Genomic DNA, 21751 nt, shown 5'->3' with positions numbered 1-21751 from the left:
GCAGCGCTTCAACCCGGCGGACTCCAATCACTGGGACTGGAGCTTCTTCGCCCTCCGCACCTGGTGCAGGATCGGCTCGGTGTATCCGTTGGGCGAGGATGCGCCCTCAAGGATGAGCCGACGGGCAGCCATGAATGCGAGCCCGGGTCCGGTCGACCCGATCAGTGCTTCGTAGGTCGGGTCACCGGCATTCTGCGCATCGACGACCGCAGCCAGTTGCCCGAGGCTCGCGTCGACATCCGTCTTGCTGATCACGCCGTGGGTGAGCCAGTTCGCGAGGAGCTGACTGGAGATGCGCAGGGTCGCGCGGTCCTCCATGAGCCCGACGCCGTGAATGTCGGGAACCTTGGAACAGCCGACCCCCTGATCGACCCATCGAACGACATAGCCGAGGATCGACTGTACGTTGTCGTCGAGCTCGGTCTGGCGCTCTTCGTCGCTGAGCTCTCGTTCGGCGAGCGGGAGGACCAGAATCGGGTCGAGCGCCTGACGAGTGCGCCCGGCCAGTTCGCGCTGACGGACGGCCACGTCGACCTCGTGATAGTGGGTCGCGTGCAGTGTCGCCGCCGTGGGAGACGGGACCCAGGCGGTGGTGGCGCCGGACAGGGGGTGCGCGATCTTCTTCTCGAGCATGTCGTGCATGAGATCGGGCATGGCCCACATGCCCTTGCCGATCTGGGCCCGGCCGGGGAAACCCGCCGCGAGGCCGGCGTCGACGTTCGCGTTCTCGTAGGCCGCCATGAAGGGCATGGAACGGATCTCGCTCTTGGTGGCCATCGGCCCGGCGTGCATGGAGGTGTGAATCTCGTCGCCGGTACGGTCGAGGAATCCCGTGTTGATGAAGACGATGCGCTCCGCGGCGACGGCGATGCACGCCCGCAGATTCAGCGTCGTTCGCCGTTCTTCGTCCATGATCCCCACCTTCACGGTGAGCGGGGGCAGGCCCAGGAGCTTCTCCACCCGCGCGAACAGGTCGACGGTGAACGCCACCTCGTCGGGGCCGTGCATCTTCGGCTTGACGATGTACACCGAACCGGTGCGGGAGTTGCCGCCGCGGGTCTCGCCGACGAGATCGGGGAACGAACCGAGCACGGTCAGCACCGCGTCGAGAATTCCTTCGAAGACCTCGACGCCGGACGCATCCCGCACGGTTTCGGTCTGCATCAGGTGCCCGACGTTGCGCACCAGCAGCAGGCTCCGGCCGGGCAGCGTCAGCTCGCCGCCGTCGGGTGCCGTGTAAACGCGGTCGCCGTTCATGGTGCGCGTGAAGACGCCGGCACCCTTCCGGACGGTCTCGCTCAGGGTGCCGCGCATGAGCTCGCGCCAGTTGCGGTAGCCGAGCACCTTGTCCTCGGCGTCGACGGCTGCAACCGAGTCTTCGAGGTCCATGATCGTGGTGACCGCGGACTCGAGCACGATGTCCTGAATGCCCGCGGCATCCGTGGCCCCGATGAGTGCGGCCCGGTCGATGATCACGTCGAGGTGCACTCCGTGGTGCAGGAAGAGCAGAGACGACGGTTGCGACGGCTCGCCTCGATAACCGACCAGCGCCGACGGGTCGGCCAGGGCGACGGATGATCCGTCCCCCAGAGCCACGACCAGCTCACCGTTCTCGACGCGGTACGCGACGGCATCCGTGTGCGAGCCCTTTTCGAGTGGAATGGCCTGGTCGAGGAGAGCGCGTCCGCGCGCGATGACCTGTGCGCCCCGGACAGCGTTGTAGGAGTCTCCGCGGGCCGCGCCGCCGTCATCCGCGATCGCGTCGGTGCCGTAGAGCGCGTCATAGAGCGAACCCCAGCGGGCGTTCGCCGCGTTGACAGCGAACCGCGCGTTAAGCAGCGGAACAACAAGCTGCGGCCCCGCCTGCGACGCGATCTCCGCATCAACGTTCGAGGTGGTGATGGTGAAGTTCCCGGGTTCGGGCGCGAGGTAGCCGATCTCGGTCAGGAAAGCGCGGTACTCGGCCGGGTCAGGCTGGCCGGGGTGAGCCTGATGAAAGGCATCGATTTGGGCCTGCAGGTCATCCCTGATGCCGAGCAGCTCAATGTTTTTGGGTGTGAGGTCGCTGATCAGCGTGCTCAACCCCTGCCAGAAAGCGTCCACGGCGATGCCGGTGCCCTGCAGGGCTTCATTCTCGACGAACGCGGCGAATGAAGCGGCGACATCGAGATCTGCTCGCTGTTCGCGTGGCGCGAGGCCGGCGACAGGCAGTGATACGGATGCTTCGACGGGCATGTTCATCGTTGAACTCCTTGGTAAGAACAGCTAGTGCGGGTGCGCCCGCTGGGCCGACTGTGTCTGGCCAGTCTCTCACCCGCCACCGCCCCTTCGTGACGAACTCACGTCGGGGCGGACTCGCCAGCCCTCACCGAAAACAGCGAATGAATCCGCGTCACCACTGACGACGACCACGTCATTATCCAGACGAAAGCCCCACCGGAATTCTCCGGCGGGGCTCTTTCATTCGCGAGCATCGTCAACGACGATGACGCCGCCACCATCAAATAACGCGACGGGCGACCAGTGGGACCGCATGGTTGACCCCGGCGCCGGCCTGCCCAAGCAGCAACGGCAGGAACCAGGACCAGCCTTGCATCGTGGCTTCGGCTGGGTTCACGCGTCCGTTACACGCCTCGGCGACCCGACATCGAGCGCACCAAGAATGCAATCACAGCAATCACCAGCAGGACCACGCCCACCCACAAGAGGAAGTTCAGCGACTGCACGAAACCGCCCGTCAGCAAGAGGACGACCGCGATGATGGCCACGACGATCAGCAGAATGTTCATGGTGTTTCCTTTCCAATGTTTTCGAAACCTTCGGGCGACCGTCCTCGTTCGCTATTTCTCGAACACGTCTTTCACATGTTCGCCGGCCTGCTTCAGACTCGCCTTGGCCTGGTCGGTCTTGCCCTCAGTCTCGAGCGACTCGTCCCCAGCGATCTTGCCTGCGCTCTCCTTGAGCCTTCCCGAGGCCTTGTCAGCCGCGTTCTTGATCTTGTCAGCCTCACTCATTGTTTACACCTCTCAGCAATCAAAGACAGCGAGGCGGCGCCGGCCGATCGGATCCTCAGCGTTCTGGACGAGCCCCGTTCCGACCAACCTACTCTTGCGGTCGGGCTTCAACAATGGACTAGACACCGGCTCCCGCCTCATCCACCCGTAATTCCGGCCCGAGACCTGCGGGGTTGCGGAGCAGCGACACCCGTTTTGTCCGAACCCCGCACTGCGCTCGTACCACCCCCGGAACAACAAACCGGAAGGAGCCCCGGCCTCCCCGAATGACCCACCGCTACTATTGTGTGAATCACGCCCCGAAATGGCAGATGAGCGACGATACTCGGAAATGGCAGGCGCAAAATGAGCACACGCGGAACAGGCAGGCGAGGTATAGGTCTGATTGGGATCGTATATCTGGTCATCGGAGTCGTGGTCGCCGCCACCCACGGCTATCTCGTGGCATGGAACGTTCCCGCTAACATTCTTGAAGGTCTGGCGGTGATTGTGCTCTGGCCTCTCGTGGTCCCCTTCGGGGTCGATCTGCACTCCTTGATCGCATAGGGACCCGAGTATTACAACCGGATGCCCGCAGCGAGATTACGGTGCTGGCCTTGATCCCGGAGAGTGGACACGGGTTTCACCCACGAATCTCGGGTAATGCGTGCTGGCGCGGCTATAGACCACACTCCAAATCACTCCGGTTAGCTGGAGTGCCCAGAACGCTTCGGCTCTCTCGGTGAAGCATGCCTGTTCCTGAGCCGTTTCGTTGAGGGCTGCAACCATACCCACCACCACACCGGCATCGGCTTGAACTCACGCCCGCAGACGTTCACCACGGCCTTGCTGCCGGCCGCGCCGTCGAACGCGCCAAGTTTCTGGCCGCGGCCCGGGCGCAGTCAAACTATGCCGCCCGCTCTTCGCTGTACCGCGGCGCCATCGACTCCATCTGCTCCATCACGAGCTTGATGGCGACCGGCTGGCGGTCCGGCGGATAGCCGTACTTCACGAGCAACCGTTTGATGGAGGAGCGCAGCTTGGCGCGCACATCGTCGCGCACGGTCCAGTCGGTGCGCACGTCGCGGCGCATCACGGCCACCAGTTCGCGGGCGATGTCCGCCAGCACGGTCTCGCCCTGCACCTCGACGGCGGACTCGTTCTGCGCCACCGCGTCGAAGAACGCGAGCTCGTCGTGATTCAGCGGCGGCTTGAAGCCGGCCCCGCGGTTCGCCTCCGCGGCGACCTCGCGGGCCAGGGCCACGAGCTCCGCGATCACCTCGGCCGAGGTGAGCTGCTGGTTCGTGTACTTGTTCATCAGCTCGAAGATCCGGTCCGAGAAGGCGCGCTGGCGCACCAGGTTGTTGCGCGTCGTGCGCACCGCCTCATCGGTGAGCAGCTTGCGCAGCGCCTCGATCGCGAGCTGCGGGTTGCGCGCGTGCTGCGTCTTGGCCATGAACGCCGGGCTGAGATCATCGAGCGACGGCTTCGGCATCCCGGCAGCCTCGTAGATGTCGAGCACCCCGCCCGCGCTCGTCGCCGATGCGATCAGCTCGCCCAGCAGACGCTGCACGTCCTCGGGCACCGGCTCACCGCGGGCCTGACGGTCCGAGGCATCGAACTTGGCCATCCACACCCGAGCCTCTTCGTACAGCTGGATCTCCGGCCGGCGCTCCTCAAGCTCTTGCGACCCGGCACCCGAGCACAGCGCCCACGCCCGCGACAGCTGCCCCGAGTAGCGGCGATACGCGGCCGCCAGGGTCTCTTCGCCCTCGGCAACCTGGTTGCCGGGTGTCGCCGGATCCCGCAGGTAGTTGACCGAGCCGGTCACGGCGTTCAGGTAGCGTTTCGGCCCGCCCTTGGCGAGCTCTGCCTTCCAGTCGTACCCGGCAAGCATCGCGCGCAGCATGTCGACGAGCGACAACGTCAGCACGATGGCGTCGTCGACGTCGCGCCCGATGGGCTTCAAGACCTGGTCGGTCTTCGTGTATTCGCCGAGTGCCTTGGCCAGGTTGTCGGCGAGCGGCGCATACGCCACGAGCAGGCCGTCTTCCTTGCCGCGGAACGTGCGGTTCACGCGCGCGAGCGTCTGCATGAGCAGCGCACCCTTGAGCGGTCGGTCCAGGTAGAGCGTGTGCAACGGCGGCGAGTCGTAACCGGTGAGCATCATGTCTTTCACGATCACCAGCTGCAGTTCGTCGTCGACGTCCTTGAGCCGGGCCTTAACCACGGCGTTGGCCGAATCGCGGCGCACGTGGTCGATGACGGGCGGCGTGTCCGATGCGGTGCCCGAGTAGACGACCTTGATGACGCCCTTGTCGAGGTCGCCCGAGTGCCATTTCGGGCGCAGCGCCACGATCGCCGAATACAGGTTCGCGCAGATCTCGCGCGTGCCGCCAACGATCATGGCCTTGCCGGGTGACTCGATGAACTTCGTCATCTGGCCGCTCCGGTTCTCCCAGTGCGCCACGATGTCCTCGGCGAGGGCGGCGATGCGGTCGGGTGCGCCGTAGACGGCGTTGACCACGGCGACGGATGCCTCGATCCGCGCCCGCTCGGTGTCGTCGAGTCCCACGGTGGCTTCGTCCGCGGCCTCGTCCAGGGTGTCTTCCGTGACATCCGTCGCCAGGTTCACCTTGATCAGGCGCGGCTCGAAGTAGACCGGCACCGTGGCACCGTCGTCGACCGCGCGGGACAGGTCGTAGATGTCGATGTACTCGCCGAACACGTCGCGGGTGTTGCGGTCATCGAACGAGATGGGCGTGCCGGTGAACGCGATCAGGGTGGCGTGCGGCAGGGCGTCGCGCAGGTGGCGGGCATAGCCGTCGAGGTCGTCGTAGTGGCTGCGGTGCGCTTCATCGACGACCACGATGATGTTGCGCCGATCGGAGAGCAGCGGATGCTCCGCACCGGCCTGCTTCTCGGCCTCGCTGCGCCCGAACTTCTGCAGCGTGGTGAAGTAGATGCCGCCCGTGGCGCGGTTGCTGAGTTCGTCGCGCAGCTCGCTGCGGCGCTTGATCTGCCGGGGCTTATCCGGCAGCAGCAGGCTCGCCGCGAACGTCTCGTAGAGCTGCCCGTCGAGCTCGTTGCGGTCGGTGATCACCACGACCGTGGGGTTCTTCAGCTTCGGATGCCGTGACACCAGGTTGGTGTAGAGCTCCATCTCCATCGACTTGCCCGAGCCCTGGGTGTGCCAGACCACGCCGGCCTTGCCGTTACTCTCCACCGCCTGCGCCGTGCTGCCGACGGCCTTGGTTACGGCGAAGTACTGGTGCGGTTTGGCGATGCGCTTGGCGAGGCCGTCGGCCCCCTCGTCAAAGGCGGTGAAGGAGCGCATCAGCTGCAGGAACCGCTCCTGGTTGTAGAGGCCGAGCAGCGCGATCTCCATCCCGGTGGTCGCGTTCCAGTCGTTCGTGTCGCCGGGCTTGACCGGGGTGCCGTCGTCGTCGACGTTCCACGGCGAGAAGTGGTTGAGCGGGGTGAATGGGGTGCCGTACTTGGCGAGGATCCCGTCGCTGGCGAGCGTGAACACGCAGAACCGGAACGCCATCGGGAACTCGCGCAGGTACGTCTGCAGCTGGGCGTGCGCGGCGGCGACATCCGCCGTCTCGCTGCCGGCCTTCTTCAACTCGATGACGCTCACCGGCATGCCGTTGCAGTACAGCACGAGGTCGAAGCGCCGCTTGTAGTCGCCGCGGATGAGCGTGACCTGGTTCACCGCGAGCCAGTCGTTCTCCGACGGTTCGGCACTAACCAGACGGATGCTCGGATTCACCTCGGTGCCGTCGTCGCCGATGTAGCTGAGGCGAAACCCGTCGATCAGGTAGTCGTGGATGCGCTGGTTCTCGGTGATCGCGTCCTGCGACTTCGGCGAGGCGATCTCGGCGAGCGCCTGCACCAGGTACTCCCCCGGAACCGTCGGGTTCAGCCGCCGCAGCGCGTCGAGCAGCCGCGGACGGATGAGCAGCTCATCCCAGCTGTCCCGCTCCCCGCTACCCGGCGCGATCTGCTCCCCCGCCATCGGCTGCCAGCCGAGCGGTTCGCTGAGCAGGTCGAGCGCCACCTGCTCCCACTCCGCTTCCGAAAATCCCGCCATCAGAGCACCCCCTCAAGTACTTTCTCTGCATCCCCCACCCGAAGCTTGCCAGACATGAGCTGCGGGAGGAGCGCGTCGCGGATGGCGGCGAGACTCACCGATTCTCGTTCGGCCTGCGCTGCGAGATCAGTCAGCGGCATGGCAGCCAGGGTGAACCGTCGAATCAGTTCCGCATCCGGAAGCCGAACCTCCATGGCATGCGCACCATTGCGATTTAGGCCCGGAACAGCAGAGTCCGAGTTCTGCTCCCTTAAGCCCAAGGAGCCAAGAAGAAAATAGCAGAAGATCAGGCTGTTCACTTGGGCATTCTTGGGAACGACATAGAAAGTTGTGTCGATTGGGTAGAAGTGTCTGGCAGCCCAGTGGACAGCCCCGGCCGTGCCCTTACGTCCGACGACGACGCCCGGTCCTGCTGCGAACGCCTCATTGTGCGAGCCAACGATCCCACCGCTGCCAAACACATCTACTGGGCCTGGAACCCGGCTCGTTGCTGGCAGTGGCTTTCCGTACTCCAGGGTGAGCAATTCCCCGAGAGTCGTTGTGTCTCCTGTGGAGTTCATGAGGCTCGCGTATTCCGCTTTGGCTAGCGCGTGGGCCGAATCCGCGATGCGAGAATTGATAGCAATCTTGTCGTCTAGCGCCCCCAGCACGTCCGCAATTGCACTCTGCTGCGCCAGATCCGGGGTCAGAAAGGCAAGCCGCTTAATCGTAGTTCCGCTGAGATTCTGTTGCGCTGCGCCGTTGGCTCGGGAAACGATTCGACTTCGGTCATTGCGCAATGCGTAGAAGAGCCAGCGAGGATCACACAGGTCCGGATTCGCGACCATCGCGCATGCTGCCTGGTTGCAGGCGGCTGGCTCGGCAAGCATGCCAAGCATGCCAACCGTGGCGCCGTACATCGCCATCAGAACGGTTCCCTCGGGCAGTACCTTGGCTGAGGAATTTTGAATTGCGGATTCAGTTACGTATTCGTCGTATTCAATGACATACCCGTCATGCAGATCACCGGTCTTCACCCAGGGGATAGTTCCCTGCGAATAGAAGTCAGGATTCGACCTGCTGGGGGTACCACCGCTCGTGACGAGCTTGCACAACTCTGCAACAGTCCTGGCCGACCACGAGCTTCGCGTCTGCGTCATTCCACTCTCCTGAGCTGTTTGCGCACAACCGCCGCCAGCTGCTCCGATTTTTCGAACTGGCAGAACAACTCCTCGCTGAGCCGGGCAATCTTCTCCTCGATCGGCTCACTGTCCCCCTTGACGTCGGCAGAACCGACGTACCGGCCCGGGGTGAGCGCGTAGTCCTCGGCCTTGATCTCGCCCAGCGACGCGGAGTAGGCGAAACCGGGCTCGTCTGCGTAGGCGCGTGCAGCCACCGTGGCTTCGACAGGCTCGCCCACCGGTGGGGTGCCACGCCACGCGTGATAGGTGCCAGCGATCTTCGCGATGTCCTCGTCAGAGAGGGCGCGCTCGGCGCGGTCGACCATATGGCCGAGGTTGCGGGCGTCGATGAAGAGCACCTGGCCGGTGCGGTCGATGCTGCCGTGCTCGCCGGCAGTCTTGTCCTTGGCGAAGAACCAGGTGCACACCGGGATGGCCGTGCTACGGAACAATTGGGTGGGCAGCGCGATCATGCAGGAGACAAGGTCCGCCTCTATGAGCTGGGCGCGGATTTCGCCCTCGCCACTCGAATTCGACGACATTGAACCGTTGGCCATAACCACCCCGGCACTGCCGCCGGGTGCCAGCTTCGAGATGATGTGCTGGATCCAGGCATAGTTGGCGTTGCCGGCCGGGGGCACACCGTACTTCCAGCGGGGGTCGTTTTCGCTGCGGGCCCAGTCCTTGATGTTGAAGGGCGGGTTGGCGAGCACGTAGTCGGCCTGCAGCTCGGGGTGCTGGTCGCGGGCGAAGGTGTCGCCCCAGCGGCTGGCGAGGTTGCCGTTCAGTCCGTGGATGGCGAGGTTCATCTTGGCCATCCGCCAAGTGCGCTCGTTCATCTCCTGCCCGTAGACCGAAATGTTCGAGCCCTCCTTGTGGTGCGACTCGAGGAACTTCTCGGTCTGCACGAACATGCCGCCCGACCCGCAGCAGGGGTCGTAGACGCGGCCGTGGGTGGGTTCGAGCACCTCGACCAGCACCCGCACCACGCCGGCGGGCGTGTAGAACTCGCCGCCGCGTTTGCCCTCTGCGGCCGCGAACTTCTCCAGGAAGTACTCGTAGACCTCGCCGAGGATGTCGCGGGCCTTCGTGGCGCCGTGACCGGTGAAGCGGGCCGAGTTGAGCAGGTCGAGCAGCTCGCCGAGGCGGCGCTGGTCGACGCCGTCGCGGTTGTAGATGCGCGGCAGCGAACCGGCGAGGGCGGCGTTGTCGGCGGAGAGCAGGTCCATCGCCTCGTCGATGAGCAGGCCGATCGACTTCGGAGCCTCCCCCGGCGCGGCCGGCAGACCCTTCGCGTTCTCGGCGAGGTAGGTCCAGCGGGCGCGGGCGCCCACCCAGAACACGCCGCGGCCGGTGTACTCGTCGACGTCGTCGATCAGCTGGGCGATCTGGTCCTCGTTGAGGCCGTCCTCCTCCAGCTCGGTGCGGATCTGCTCACGGCGCTCGTCGAAGGCGTCGGACACGTACTTGAGGAAGACCAGGCCGAGGATGACGTCTTTGTACTGCGAGGCATCCATCGAGCCGCGCAGCTTGTCGGCGGCCTTCCAGAGGGTGTCTTTCAGCTCTTTCATGGTCGACGGCAGGGCCGCGACTTTGATCTTGGGTGCCACTAGTTGGTTCCTTCCAATGGAGCGAATGCGTGGGAAATTTGTGGGCCTGCGGTCTGGGAGACCGTGAGGCTGCCGGCGGTGACGCCGGCCATGAGCAGGGCGGCGAGCTCGTCGAGGTGGGCGAGGCGCTCGTGCGCGCGCTCCTGCTCCAACCGTACCGAGGCGAGGGCGTCGGCGAGCGCACGACTCTGCCGGTGATGCACCTGGCGCAGCGGCCAGCGCTGCCAGCGCCGGTGCCCGGGCGGAAGCGCCGCGATATCCGCGGCGACGACCTCGCCGAGTAGGCCGTTCGGGTCCTCGGGATTGATGCGCAAGATTCGGGCGGGGAAGAGCACCACCGAGGTGCCCTCCCGGTCGACGATGGCGGCGGGGTGCGGGGCCGTGGTGAAGACCAAGTCTCCGGGTTCCGTCACGCGGCCAGCGGGGTAGTCGGCGGCGAAGCGGAGGCGGTCGATGCGTCGGCGGCCGAGCGGGTTCTCGCCGAGCACCTCGGCGGGGCCGATGAGACGGATGCCGGCGGCATCCGTCTCGCCCCGGGCGATGTCCTCGGGGTCGAGGCGGTTGCCCTGGACGTACCGCAGGTGCTTGGCGGCCAGGAGCTGTTCCACGGTCTGAGTCCCGGCCGAGCCGGCCTGAGCGGGAAGGGTTGAGTCTCGCTGGTCGGTTGGGACGGTCGGCTCGGCGACGAGCCCGGCCAGGCCGGAGGCGGCATCCGTTTCGGTGTTCAGCATGGTGAGGAGGTCGTCTACCCGCACGGCGAGCGCGGCGCCCTGGGTCGTGCGCCCAGGTTCGGCGCGGCGTGCGCCGGCCACAAGGGAGTCTCGGCTGGCGAGCAGGGTGCGGGTGAGAACGAAGCGGGCGAAGCGGAAGGCGTGGGCGCGAACGGTGCCGCGGTCGCCCAGGGTGGCGATGAGGTCGCTGACCAGGTCGGCGATCACCGTCGGTTCGAGGGCCGTCGCGGTGAGGTCGGCGACCATGGTCCAGCGTTCGGCGAGTTGCACGTGCGCGTGGGCGGCGCCGAGCACCCAGAGGGCCTGGGACTGCTGAGGCTTGTGACGGATGACGCCGGCCGGCAGGCGCACGATGGCTCGCACCCGACCCGAACGCAGGATCGTGGAGCGCAGGCCGTCGGTGTCGCGCGGGAGGCCGGCATCCGTGAGCACCGACGCGGGCGCCAGGATCACGCCCAGCTGGTCGTTGTCCATCTGCAGCACGATCTGGTCGATCGCCGTCAGGATTGCGGTCGCGCTCATCGCCGGGTGATTTGCGGAGGGGAACTGCGCGAGGTGCACCGCAGTGCCCGTCACGGTGAACGCCCCCGATTCGTGCACCTCGAGGCCCGCGCGGGTTATGCGGTGCACGAGGAGGCGCCGGCGCAGGAGCCGGGCGGCTTCGTTGTCGGCATTGGCCGTGATCACCGTCACGTCACCGGAGGTGCTTTCGGCGCGGGCGATGGCCAGGATGGTGTCGCTCGCGCTGCCCATCGCATCGACGAAGACCGGATCGCCGGGCTGGGTTGCGGCGAGCGCGGCCGCCGTCTCGGCTATCAGGTCGAGAGCCGGGTTGCTGAGCGCTGTGTCGCTGAGGTCACGCAGGTCACGCTTGAAACGGTCGGCCATGAGGCGTTCGAAGGCCGCGGCCTCGCCGTAGGACGCCTCGACGAGGTCGTCCACGTAGCCCGCCAGCGACACCAGGCCGTCGCCGAGGCCTTCCACCTCACGGTAGAACAGGGCGTCGTCGGGATCGTGCTCGTCGGCGGCGTCGAGTAGGTCCCGGGCAGAGAGGGCGCCGAGCGGGCCGCCGGTGACGCTGCGCAGCGCGAGCAGGGCCGTCACCGCGCTAAAGGACTGCTCCGCTGCACGGGTCTCGTCGTTGAGAACGGCGTGGGCTGCGGCATCCGCTGACGCCTCGGGGTTGTTGCCGCGGTGCGTCTCGGCCAGCCATTGGCCCACCTGGCGGGCGTCGAACAGCTCCCGCCCGCGCAGCCGAGTGACGGGCGCCGGGAACGGGGAGTCACTGTCGGCGGCACGGGAGCGCCAGACCGAGACAACCGGGCGCTGCACACGGGCCAGGGCGGCGACGTCGGACATCGTCAGCAGGAGGGCCGGGGCTTGCTCGGTCATCTGCGCTCCCCCCTCATCGTCGTGTGAGTTCAGGCTAGGGCACGTGGGATGTTTTCAGGTCGCGATGCTGATAACCCCTGTTATCAAATTGTTTAGGTTCTTGGCCATCTGCTGGGCCCTAGCGTGACGTTGTGCCTGATTCACCCGAAGTTTCAGGCACCGGCAGGCGGTGCCGGCTCCGGGGGGAACAACCGGTGCCGCCTGCTCCAGCTACTCGACACACACAGCCCGCAGTTTCAGCGACAAGTTTCAGCGACAAAGGAGTTCATTGACATGACCACAGACGACCACGGCGTTTCGGGGGTTCACGCGATAGTCGCGGAGGCCGGGCCGGCACCAGACCCGGTGGCCGCTTCCGCTGGGGCATCGGCCCCCGCACCGGCATCCGCTCGGGCATTCTCGACCCGGGAGCTCCGAATCGGCGGGGCGGCTCTGGGCCTCGGGGCGGTCGTCGGCGTGATCGCATCGCTGCTCGTCGCATCCGTCGCCGGCAGTATCGGCTCTCTCGTGGCTGCGAACCCCATGGCCGACGCGGCCGCGGCCTGTGACGTCGAAGGTGGCCTGTGGATCACCGTCGGCGACGAGGGCCGCAGCATCACGATGGATGGCGAGGGCGAGGAGTCGGTGGGCGCCGATTACGCGGATATGGCCTGCATCCTCAACGAGCTCGGCACCCCGGACAGCGTGATCAGCCGGATCGACACCACCCGGGCACTGGACGGTCGCCAGACCGGCACCTGGGACGGCTACTCCGCGTCGTGGGGCTACCACCCCGACAACGGCCTCGACATCGTGATCGACGTCACGAAATAACGACCTCTCTACCTCTTCTTTTGTACTCACGAACGACCATCCGAACTGGAGACCACCACAATGACTGACACCACCAATCGTTCCCCGATCGCCGGGGTTCCGGCATCACGGCAGGAGCAGGCCATCCCGTTCACTCCCCCGGGCCTGCCGCAGAACGTGCCGCTCACCCCGGGCCCTGCGTCCGTCTCGAACAAGTCGTTCGTGATCACCTGGCTGTTCGCCCTGCTCCTCGGCCTCTTCGCCGTCGACCGCTTTTACCTGGGCAAGATCGGCACCGGCCTGCTCAAACTGTTCACCTTCGGCGGTCTGGGTGTGTGGGTGCTCGTCGACCTGATCCTGGTTCTCACCGGATCCCAGCGCGACAAGCAGGGACGGATGCTGGCCGACTACGACCAGAACAAGAAGATCGCCTGGATCGTCTCCGGCGCGGTGATCGCCCTCTCGATGCTCATCTCGGGCGTGAACGCAGCCACGAACCCGCAGGATGCAACGCCTGCAGCGGTGGCGCCGGTCGCGACCGCCGACTCGGTTGAGGCGGCGGAACCGACGCCGGTCGAGACTGTGGCACCAGTTGAGGAAACGCGGGCTCCCGAGCCTCCGGCCCCAGCCGTGCCTGCCGAGTTCGCGTCCGCGCTCGTCAAGGCCGCGAGCTACTCGAAGACCATGCACATGAGCAAAGTGGGACTCTTTGGTCAGCTCACATCGGAGTACGGCGAAAGATTCTCGCCGGAGGCCGCTCAGTACGCGGTGGACAACGTTCAGTCTGACTGGAACGCCAACGCCCTCGCCAAGGCTAAGTCCTACCAAGAAAGTATGGCCATGTCACCCGAGTCGATTCGTGAACAGCTCACCAGCGAGTACGGGGAGCAGTTCACCCCAGAGGAAGCCGACTACGCGATTCAGCATCTGAACGACTAGTCGGTCGTCACAGCGAGGATCCTGCCTGCCCTTGGGCAAACAACGAACCCCCTGCTCAGCAGGGGGTTCGTTGTGCACTCGGCTCGGCATTTCGGACTAGGAAGACGGTCCCTGCGCCGGCAGTGCGATTCCTTGTTCCTGCGCAAACTTCATGACGTTCGGCATGATCACCGCGGCTTGCTCCTTTGCGTCCTGGGTGGGAGTGAAGGCCACATACTCGCAGCCAGCGAACACGATCGGCGTGTGCCCGGGCTCGATTATGAACGCGTCCCCGGCCTCGAAGAATTCCTCGACCCCTTCGCCTGTCCGCACACCGAATTTGCCCTTGAGCACGTATCCGAAGTGGTTCGCCTGGCACTGATCATTGAGCGCACCTTTGAAGAAGATCGCCTGATCCATGTCGATGAGGTTGCTTTCAATGGTGACGGTCCAGCCACCGATCTCCTGCTCGTAGGCGTCTACATAGCCTGGGAACCCGGTGTGAGACGAAGCAGTGTCCTTCGATACCTTCGGCATCTTCTTCTCCTTCCAACGCGGTGATTCGCGCCGAGTCTGTGCCCCGGCCATCCGTCACTGCGCACGCCAGGCATCTTTGTACGGCGCGACCAGAAGGTATAGGCCTGTTCGGTGAGCAGAGCCTCGAGCGGCTGCGGCTTGGGAAGAACGCGCCGTCTACGCGTGGGCGATCACCCAGCAGCCTCAACTGACGCCGCACGTGGTGGTCAGAGGGGTTCAACCAAGGCTATGTGGATTCTAACCTCGGCCTCCGTTTAGGCATTTGAACGCCGACCCTCTGTGCCGGGCGCGTGAGTGCGCTTACGGTCAGCGTGAGGACCCGCCACCCGTGCGCCAATGCCCTGACAAAGGACCGAAGATGAACTTCTTGCCCGCTCCCGCCGCCCGCCACCTGGTTTCCTCTGCGCCCTCACGGCCGCATCCGAGCCCGGATTGGCGTCGTCTGTGGGTGAGTCTGGTCACTGTTTTGGCCGTGGTGCTGGGCGGGCTGACCGCACCGGCCGCGTTCGCCTCGTCCGCAAACGGCGCCACCTTCTCGGGCGGCGCAGGCACCGTGACAGTCGGTGGCGCGCTGTTCGCCACGAGCGGGGCTGGCGTGACCCTCACCGTGAGCACGTCCAACGATACGAAGTGCGTCGACGTCACCGGGGCCTTCACCGCTCACCAGATGTCCACGATCGGCAAGACGACGTGGACATTCACCACTACGGCGAGCACGGGCGACGGGGCCCGCGCCGTGACCGCGACGGCCTCCCCGAGTGAAAATTCGCAGGGGAAATGCACCGGGTCGTCAAGTTCGGCGCAGGCTTCCTACACCGTGGACAACACCGGTCCCGTCCTGCAGTCGACCCTCACCCCTGCCGCTAACGCCGCCGGGTGGAACAAGACCGACACTGTGGTCGCCTGGACCGCCACCGACGCAGGTTCCGGCGTGGGAACCGGCCCGACGCCCGCGTCATCCACCGTGAACGCCAACGGAACCACCAACATCACGTCGACGGCGCGAGACAGGCTGAACAACCTTGCATCGGCATCCGTCACCGTGCGGATCGACAAGGGCTCCCCCACCATTACCGCGACCCAGGTCACGAACCCCGCCGGCACTACAACGGTGACCTTCACCTGCAGCGACCCGACCTCCGGCATCGCCAGCTGCCTGGCCCAGGGCAGCACCACCAACGCAGTCACCGTGCAGCCGGGCAGCACCGTCATTGGCACCGCCACCGACGCTGCCGGTAACAGCAGCACGAAAACGGTCTCTGTAGCCGCCGGCGATACCAGCGCCCCCACACTCAGCGGCACCCCCACCACCCCTGCGAACGCCTCCGGCTGGTACGCGAACGACGTCACGGTTCGCTGGACCGCCGCAGACCCCGAGTCTGGAATCCCGACCGCACCGGTAGACACCACTATCTCCGGTGAGGGAACCGGCCTGACCAGCTCAACGTCCGTTCTGAACGGTGCCGGGCTGTCGACCACCGCGACCAGCCCTGCCGTGAAGATCGACCGTACCGCGCCCACGACCGGCATCAGCGGCAGCTCCAACACCTGGACCAACAACGCCGTGACTGTTTCCCTCTCGGCCGCCGACAATCTGTCCGGCGTCGCCCGCACCGAATACACGATTGACGGTGGCCCGACCCAGACGGGAACCGGCTTCACGCTCTCCTCCGAAGGCGATCACACGGTGACCTTCCGCAGCATCGATGCAGCCGGAAATGCCGAAGCCGTGCGGACCGCCCAGGTCCGCATCGACAGGACCGCTCCCACCATCGGCCACGTCTTCACGCCGCTGAGCTACGCCGATGGCACCTGGACCAATGCCAACGTGACGGTGACCTTCAGCTGCGCCGACCAGGGCGGATCCGGCGTCGCTGGCTGCACCGCGCCGTCGACCATCACCACTGAGGGCACCTCCGCCGTGGTCGGAACGGCAACTGACGGCGCCGGCAACAGCGCAACGGATTCCGCCAGCGTCCGCGTCGACAAGACGGTGCCCACAATCAGCGCCGTCGCGTCGGGCGTGCAGAACGACTCCGGTTGGTACCGCGACGACGTCACAATGAGCTACACCGCCAACGACGAGCTGTCCGGCGTCGCCGGAACACCGGCGAACGTCGTTCTCAGCGAAGGTTCCGAACAGTCCGCATTCGCGACGGTGACCGACGCGGCCGGCAACAGCAACAGCGCCGGAGTGACGGGCATCAACATCGACAAGACGCCGCCGGTGCTCACCGCCGAGTACTCCGCTGCCGCCTGGAACACCGACGACGTGACGGTGACCTGGACGTGCACGGACGCCCTGTCCGGTCCGGCCGGCCAGCCGAATAACACCAGCGTCACCGGCGAAGGCATCAACTTGTCATCGACTGCGAGCTGCTCCGACGTGGCCGGAAACGTCACCACCAAGACAGTCACCGGCATCAAGATCGACCGCTCGGCGCCCGCCACCGTGGCCGATGTTCCTGACCCGCTGGCCAGCGGCTGGTACGGCGACGCCGTGCTGGTCACCCTCACCGGCAGCGACAATCTATCGGATGTGGTGGCCACCAGCTACACCGTCGACGGCGGTGCGGTACAGGCCTACACCGAAGCTTTCAGCCTCGACAGCACGGGTGAGCACACCGTCCTGTTCTGGAGCACCGACGGTGCCGGCAACGTTGAGAAGGCCGGCGCACCGCTCACGCTGAAGGTCGACACCATCGCACCGACGACGACGGTGGTGAACCCGATCTCGCCGGCCAGCGGTTGGTTCGTGACCAGTGGCATCCCGGTGGCATTCGAGGCGAGCGACACCGGCTCCGGAATCTCCGCCACGCATTACACGATCGACGGCGGTGAGACGCAAACCTATGGTGCACCGTTCACCGCGAATCTCTCCACCGGCACCCACACCATCACCTATTGGAGTGTCGACCTCGCCGACAACACCGAGGAACACGCGACAACGAACACCGTCAACGTCAACGTCGACACAGATGCCCCGACGATCGTCGGCGCCGCCAGCCCCAAGGCCAACGCCGCGGGCTGGAACAACACCGACGTCGACGTAACCTTCAGCTGCAACGACCTCGCCTCAGGACTGCAGACCGGAGTCGCCGGTTGTGCGGGAGACACCACACTGACCAACGACGGTGCCGGCCAAACGGTAGTCGGCGATGCGGTCGATGTGGCCGGAAACACGCGCACCACGACCTTCGGCCCCGTCAACATCGACACGGTCAAGCCCACCCTGATGGGCGTTCCGGCCGACGGTAACGCGGCGGGCTGGCACACGGATGACGTGCTGGTCAAATGGATCGGAGATGATGCGCTCTCTGGCATCGACCCGACCACCCAGCCGGGCGACTCCTACGTCACCGGAGAGGGCGCCGATCTGGGCGCCGGTCCGGTAACCATCGCCGACAAGGCCGGCAATCTCAGCGACCCCGCATCGGTGACGGGTGTGAAGATCGACCGGACCGCGCCGCACATCGACGGCTCCCCCACCACGTCGGCGAACGCCGCCGGCTGGTACTCAAGCGACGTTACTGTCGACTACACCTGCACCGACGCCCTCTCTGGCATCGCAAAATGCCCGACAAGCAAGCTGATCACCGGCAACGGTGCTGACCAGAAGGTGACCGGCGACCCGGCAACGGATGTCGCGGGCAACCAGGCGGCCGGAGTCACGGTTTCCGGCATCAACATCGACGGCAGTGCCCCCAGCACGGTCAGCAACAACACCTGCACGGCGGTCAACGACTACTGCAAGGGTGACTTTGCCAACGTGGTGCTGACGGCGACCGACCAGGCCGGCCTCTCCGGCGTGAAGGAGATCCGCTACAGCGTTGACGGCGGCACCGAACAGGTGACGGCGGGAGCGACCGCAACGGTCCGTGTTCCGCTGACGGGTAGCGGAAGCGGCTCTGTGCAGTACTACGCGGTCGACAAGGCCGGCAACGTGGAAGCCTCGAACGGGGTTTCTCTCAAGTGGGACAACATCGCCCCGACCGTGACCCACACCGTCTCACCCACGCCCAACGCCGACGGGTGGAATAAGGGTGACGTCACCGTCACCTTCACCGCGAAGGACGACGACAGGGGCTCCGGTGTCACCGGCATCAGTGCTCCGGTCACGGTTTCCACCGAGACCGCCGGGCGGGTCGTCACCGGCTCGGCCACGGACACCGCCGGCAATGTCGGTACCGACTCGGTCACGGTCAAGCTCGACAGGACCGCACCGACCATCACTGGCACCATCACGGCCGGCACCCGGACGGCCAGCGGCTGGTACACGGGCCCTGTTACCGTAACGTTCACCTGCACGGATGCCCTGTCGGGCATAGTCACCTGCCCCGACCCGGTGGTGCTCTCCGCCAACGGTGCCAACGCCGCGTCGGGTACCGCCACCGACAAGGCCGGCAACAGCACCACGGCCAGCGTTCCCGGCATCAACATCGACCAGGAGAAGCCGACACTCACCACCGCGAATGTCAATGTGCAGGATGGCACCTTCACCGTCGGCTCCGTGCCCGCGCCGACCTGCACGGCCACTGACAGCTTTTCCGGGGTGGCGTCCTGCCGGGTGACCGTCACCGGTGGCAACGCGAACGGCGTCGGCACCTTCACCTACACGGCGACGGCCACGGACAAGGCGGGGAACTCGACGACCATCACGGGCACCTTCCGGGTGGTCTACCGGTTCGACGGGTTCCTGCAGCCGATCAATGACACCGCCCACCAGATCGGCGTCGCGACCAGCGTGTTCAAAGCCGGCAGCACTGTGCCGGTCAAATTTCAGCTGCGGGACGCCGCAGGCAACCTCGTGCAGGCTGCCTCCGCCCCGATCTGGCTGACGCCGGTGAAGGGCGTTGCGATGAACGTTCCGGTGGATGAGACGGTGTACACGGCAGTCTCCGACAGCGGCAGCGTCTTCAAGTACGACGCGACAAGCAAGCAGTACATCTACAACTGGAAAACCGGAAGTGCCAGCGGAAACTACTGGCGCATCGGCGTGATTTTGGATGACGGGCAGACGCACTTCGTCAACATCGGACTTCGCTAGCCGTTGATCAGGCACAAGGCCTCGCACCCTCTCGGGCGCGGGGCCTTGTGCCGCCCGCTACATGAAGCAAAGAGAGGACAAGCACATGCACTGCCCATCCTGGTGCACGACCCGTCATAGCCCCGGTCTTGGTGAAGAGAATTGGCTGCACGTGAGCGAACCGCTGGCCCTCGACGATGGCGCGCTTGCCCGGTTGTGCCTGTCGGTCGACCCTGACACCGGCACTGCGGATGGGCCCTACGTACTCATCGGCAGCACGGAGTACACGCTGAAGGAAGCCGAAGGGCTGGGCGCCGCGCTGGTCGCCCTGGCGGGTAGTGGGGGCGACATCGGCACTGCTGAGGTCGGCGCTCCCTAGTCGTTGCGGAGTAGCTTGAAAGCTGAATCGCGGTCAGGAACGACGAGTTTGCGCAGCACCGAGGAAACGTGCACCCGCACGGTCGTTGGCGACACGAACAGTCGTTTCGCCACCTGATCGGTGGACTCGCCCTGGCCGAGCAACTCCATGACCTCCCATTCGCGGGCGCTGAGCCTCGCGGCGGCAGCAGACCGCCTGAGATGGCGCCGGGCCGGGCCTCGGAACTCCGCGAGGATGCGGGTCACCAGACCCGGGCTGATCGCCGAATCGCCCGCCAGCACGCTGCGCAGGGCATCGGGCAGTTTCGCCGGATCGGTGTCCTTGAGAAGATAACCGGATGCCCCGGCCCGCAAGGAATCGAACAGGTCGTCATCCTCTTTGGACTGGGTGAGCATGACGACGGCAGTGTCCCCCAGCTCGAGATTGATCCGGCCCGCGGCGTAGATCCCGTTGCCGGGCATGTGGATGTCGAGCAGCACCACGTCGGGCCGGTGCTCGAGCGCCAACACGATAGCTTCGTCCGCGCTCGCGCCCTCAGCGCAAACCTCGCAGCCGCCGTCCTCAAGCGCCGCCCGAATCTGACCGCGCACCCGAGCGTGATCGTCCGCGATGATTACCCGAATCCGCTCACCTACCATGTGACCTTCACCACCATGCCGTGACCGAAGGCCCGGTCCACCTCGAACGAACCGGGAAGAGCCTGAGCCCGTTCCCGCATGCTGAGCAGCCCATAACCGGCATTCTGCCCGAGGGTTTCGGCCACGTTGAATCCCAAGCCGTTATCCCGGATCAGCAGCTGTCGCTCACCGCCGACAGAGCCCAGGTGCAACAGCACTCTTTGCGCTCTGCCGTGATGCACCGCATTCGCGACGGCTTCCTGGGCAATGCGCATGAGCGAGTGTTTCTGGTCCCAGTTAGCGACGATGGACTCGTCGATGTCGACGTCCAGGGTTACGGAATAGCGCATGGCCAGTTCTCGCGCTGTGCGACGCAGCACGATGCCCAACGGCTCGTCGTTTGGTCGTCCGAGTGCCTGCACGGCAGCGCGTATTTCGTCGAGGGCCCGGTCGCAGGCGGCCAGGATGCGGGCTGCGGCGTTGCCTGGAGCAATGGTATTACCGGGTGCGCCACCGGCGACAACGACTTCCGCCGGGATCGCGTGGCTTGCGGAGCGGATGTAGATCAGCTCCTGGACGACGCCGTCGTGCAGTTCCCGCGCGACGCGGTGCCGATCATCCTCTACTGCGGCCAAAGACTGCGCGCTCCAGTACTGCCTGAGCTCTCGCGCGGCGCCCACCAGCAGCAGCACGTAGCATCCGGCGCGGAGCAGGTCGCCTGCGTAGAGCCAGTCACTGTAACGGGACGGAAACATCGTGTAGTCCAGGCGCGAGAACCCCGCGAGGGCGCACGCGGGCCCCAGCCAGCGAAGCAGTTCGTCTGTGTACCGTCGTGACTGAACGGCGAAGGCGACGGATGCGGTGAAGAAACATACCGCCGCGACGCCCTGCGCAATCGGAACCAGAGGGTGCCACTCGGTGATGCCGTCCTGACCCTGCGCCGGAAGGCCGCCCCGGTCGAGTGTGACCGGAAGGCTCAGCCGGGCCGCCCAGAGAGCCAGACAGGTCACCACGAGCAGCATGATCACCGCCATCGGCACGAACTGGGACCGGCGGATGTCGGCGAGCTTTCTGGGACGTCCGAAGTTTGCCATCGCCGCCGCGGCGATGACGGCGGCCCCCATCACTCTGATCGTCAGCGGCAGCCACACATCGAGAGCGCCGGGGAGCGGACCGCTCAGCGCTTCGGCCGCCGCAGAGAGACCCAGTCCCGGCACGGCCAGGAGAACGAGGCCGTTGGCCAGAAGCAGGTCCGACAGCCGGCGCCGGCGCGCATACTTGCCGAACACGAGATAGGCCACCAGGAGTGCCACACAGGAGTACACGGTATCAAGCGCCAAATGCGCATTCGGGCTCCGGAATCCCGAATCCAGCCAGGGGCTCCACAGGATCAGGCCGGTGACTGTGGCCCCAAACATCCACGCTGCAGTGGTCAGGCTGACGCTGGATACGCGATGTTCACGCACGGGCGGCCATCCAACGACAGTGTGCAGCGGGCAA

Annotated in this window: 14 protein-coding genes; 4 read left to right on the top strand and 10 right to left on the bottom strand. The window is 65.7% G+C overall.

Annotated elements, in window-relative coordinates; genetic code table 11:
* Positions 1 to 27: 27 nt before the first annotated feature.
* From E3O49_RS11895 to E3O49_RS11870, 7 genes are all read right to left on the bottom strand, one after another.
* A complete protein-coding gene (locus E3O49_RS11895; protein WP_244285298.1) occupies positions 28 to 2241 on the bottom strand; it encodes a malate synthase G in 2214 nt (737 codons plus the stop codon).
* Between the two features lie 383 nt (positions 2242 to 2624).
* The gene (locus E3O49_RS16710) at positions 2625 to 2789 is read right to left on the bottom strand and encodes a hypothetical protein (protein WP_166787179.1); all 165 of its coding nucleotides are present in this window, start codon (positions 2787 to 2789) and stop codon (positions 2625 to 2627) included.
* Positions 2790 to 2840: 51 nt separating this feature from the next.
* Positions 2841 to 3014, bottom strand: coding sequence for a CsbD family protein (locus tag E3O49_RS11890; RefSeq protein WP_134368061.1), 174 nt, complete (start codon positions 3012 to 3014; stop codon positions 2841 to 2843).
* Positions 3015 to 3900: 886 nt separating this feature from the next.
* Positions 3901 to 7089, bottom strand: coding sequence for a type I restriction endonuclease subunit R (locus tag E3O49_RS11885; RefSeq protein ID WP_134451677.1), 3189 nt, complete (start codon positions 7087 to 7089; stop codon positions 3901 to 3903).
* Entirely contained in the window at positions 7089 to 8228 is a 1140-nt protein-coding gene (locus tag E3O49_RS11880; RefSeq protein WP_134434265.1) for a restriction endonuclease subunit S, read from the bottom strand. The genes E3O49_RS11885 and E3O49_RS11880 overlap by 1 nt, the downstream gene beginning before the upstream one ends.
* Positions 8225 to 9859 (bottom strand): type I restriction-modification system subunit M, encoded by a 1635-nt coding sequence (locus tag E3O49_RS11875; protein ID WP_134451675.1) that lies wholly within the window; start codon positions 9857 to 9859, stop codon positions 8225 to 8227. Before E3O49_RS11875 ends, E3O49_RS11880 begins: the two co-directional genes overlap by 4 nt.
* Positions 9859 to 11982, bottom strand: a complete 2124-nt coding sequence (locus tag E3O49_RS11870) for a hypothetical protein (RefSeq protein WP_134451674.1) — start codon at positions 11980 to 11982, stop codon at positions 9859 to 9861. The genes E3O49_RS11875 and E3O49_RS11870 overlap by 1 nt, the downstream gene beginning before the upstream one ends.
* A 273-nt stretch (positions 11983 to 12255) precedes the next feature.
* Between E3O49_RS11870 and E3O49_RS11865 the strand changes: the two genes are divergently transcribed.
* Both E3O49_RS11865 and E3O49_RS17170 read left to right on the top strand, forming a co-directional pair.
* A complete protein-coding gene (locus tag E3O49_RS11865; protein ID WP_134368066.1) occupies positions 12256 to 12795 on the top strand; it encodes a hypothetical protein in 540 nt (179 codons plus the stop codon).
* Positions 12796 to 12855: 60 nt separating this feature from the next.
* Complete coding sequence (locus E3O49_RS17170) at positions 12856 to 13713, top strand: Ltp family lipoprotein (RefSeq protein WP_134451672.1); 858 nt, start codon at positions 12856 to 12858, stop codon at positions 13711 to 13713.
* A 96-nt stretch (positions 13714 to 13809) separates the two neighbouring features.
* Here the strand turns inward: E3O49_RS17170 and E3O49_RS11855 are convergent, their stop codons facing one another.
* On the bottom strand, positions 13810 to 14229 hold the full coding sequence (locus E3O49_RS11855) for a cupin domain-containing protein (protein ID WP_134368068.1): 420 nt from the start codon (positions 14227 to 14229) through the stop codon (positions 13810 to 13812).
* A gap of 358 nt (positions 14230 to 14587) precedes the next feature.
* Here E3O49_RS11855 and E3O49_RS11850 point away from each other — a divergent pair, with 358 nt between their 5' ends.
* Together E3O49_RS11850 and E3O49_RS11845 are read left to right on the top strand one after the other, a co-directional pair.
* Positions 14588 to 19276: an OmpL47-type beta-barrel domain-containing protein gene (locus tag E3O49_RS11850; protein WP_134451670.1), complete on the top strand. Its 4689-nt coding sequence runs from the start codon at positions 14588 to 14590 to the stop codon at positions 19274 to 19276.
* An 85-nt stretch (positions 19277 to 19361) separates the two neighbouring features.
* A complete protein-coding gene (locus E3O49_RS11845; RefSeq protein ID WP_134368070.1) occupies positions 19362 to 19634 on the top strand; it encodes a DUF6907 domain-containing protein in 273 nt (90 codons plus the stop codon).
* On the opposite strand, the gene E3O49_RS11840 is transcribed toward E3O49_RS11845, so the two are convergent.
* Together E3O49_RS11840 and E3O49_RS11835 are read right to left on the bottom strand one after the other, a co-directional pair.
* Positions 19631 to 20272: a response regulator gene (locus tag E3O49_RS11840; protein WP_134368071.1), complete on the bottom strand. Its 642-nt coding sequence runs from the start codon at positions 20270 to 20272 to the stop codon at positions 19631 to 19633. The two genes, E3O49_RS11845 and E3O49_RS11840, sit on opposite strands and share 4 nt — an antisense overlap.
* Complete coding sequence (locus E3O49_RS11835) at positions 20266 to 21717, bottom strand: sensor histidine kinase (RefSeq protein WP_134451668.1); 1452 nt, start codon at positions 21715 to 21717, stop codon at positions 20266 to 20268. Before E3O49_RS11835 ends, E3O49_RS11840 begins: the two co-directional genes overlap by 7 nt.
* Between the last annotated feature and the right edge of the window lie 34 nt (positions 21718 to 21751).

This window comes from Cryobacterium shii, from assembly GCF_004402595.1.
Lineage (GTDB): Bacteria > Actinomycetota > Actinomycetes > Actinomycetales > Microbacteriaceae > Cryobacterium > Cryobacterium shii.
The sequence above is the reverse complement of the archived record's forward strand: the minus strand, read 5'-3'. Positions and strand labels throughout refer to the sequence as shown.

Excerpts from the sequence above, each read along its gene's own strand:
- E3O49_RS11895 (WP_244285298.1), bottom strand. The coding sequence starts at position 2,241 with ATGAACATGCCCGTCGAAGCATCCGTATCACTGCCTGTCGCCGGCCTC.
- E3O49_RS11855 (WP_134368068.1), bottom strand. The coding sequence starts at position 14,229 with ATGCCGAAGGTATCGAAGGACACTGCTTCGTCTCACACCGGGTTCCCA.
- E3O49_RS11865 (WP_134368066.1), top strand. The coding sequence starts at position 12,256 with ATGACCACAGACGACCACGGCGTTTCGGGGGTTCACGCGATAGTCGCG.
- E3O49_RS11845 (WP_134368070.1), top strand. The coding sequence starts at position 19,362 with ATGCACTGCCCATCCTGGTGCACGACCCGTCATAGCCCCGGTCTTGGT.
- E3O49_RS11885 (WP_134451677.1), bottom strand. The coding sequence starts at position 7,089 with ATGGCGGGATTTTCGGAAGCGGAGTGGGAGCAGGTGGCGCTCGACCTG.
- E3O49_RS11850 (WP_134451670.1), top strand. The coding sequence starts at position 14,588 with ATGAACTTCTTGCCCGCTCCCGCCGCCCGCCACCTGGTTTCCTCTGCG.
- E3O49_RS17170 (WP_134451672.1), top strand. The coding sequence starts at position 12,856 with ATGACTGACACCACCAATCGTTCCCCGATCGCCGGGGTTCCGGCATCA.
- E3O49_RS11890 (WP_134368061.1), bottom strand. The coding sequence starts at position 3,014 with ATGAGTGAGGCTGACAAGATCAAGAACGCGGCTGACAAGGCCTCGGGA.
- E3O49_RS11880 (WP_134434265.1), bottom strand. The coding sequence starts at position 8,228 with ATGACGCAGACGCGAAGCTCGTGGTCGGCCAGGACTGTTGCAGAGTTG.
- E3O49_RS11870 (WP_134451674.1), bottom strand. The coding sequence starts at position 11,982 with ATGACCGAGCAAGCCCCGGCCCTCCTGCTGACGATGTCCGACGTCGCC.
- E3O49_RS16710 (WP_166787179.1), bottom strand. The coding sequence starts at position 2,789 with ATGAACATTCTGCTGATCGTCGTGGCCATCATCGCGGTCGTCCTCTTG.
- E3O49_RS11840 (WP_134368071.1), bottom strand. The coding sequence starts at position 20,272 with ATGGTAGGTGAGCGGATTCGGGTAATCATCGCGGACGATCACGCTCGG.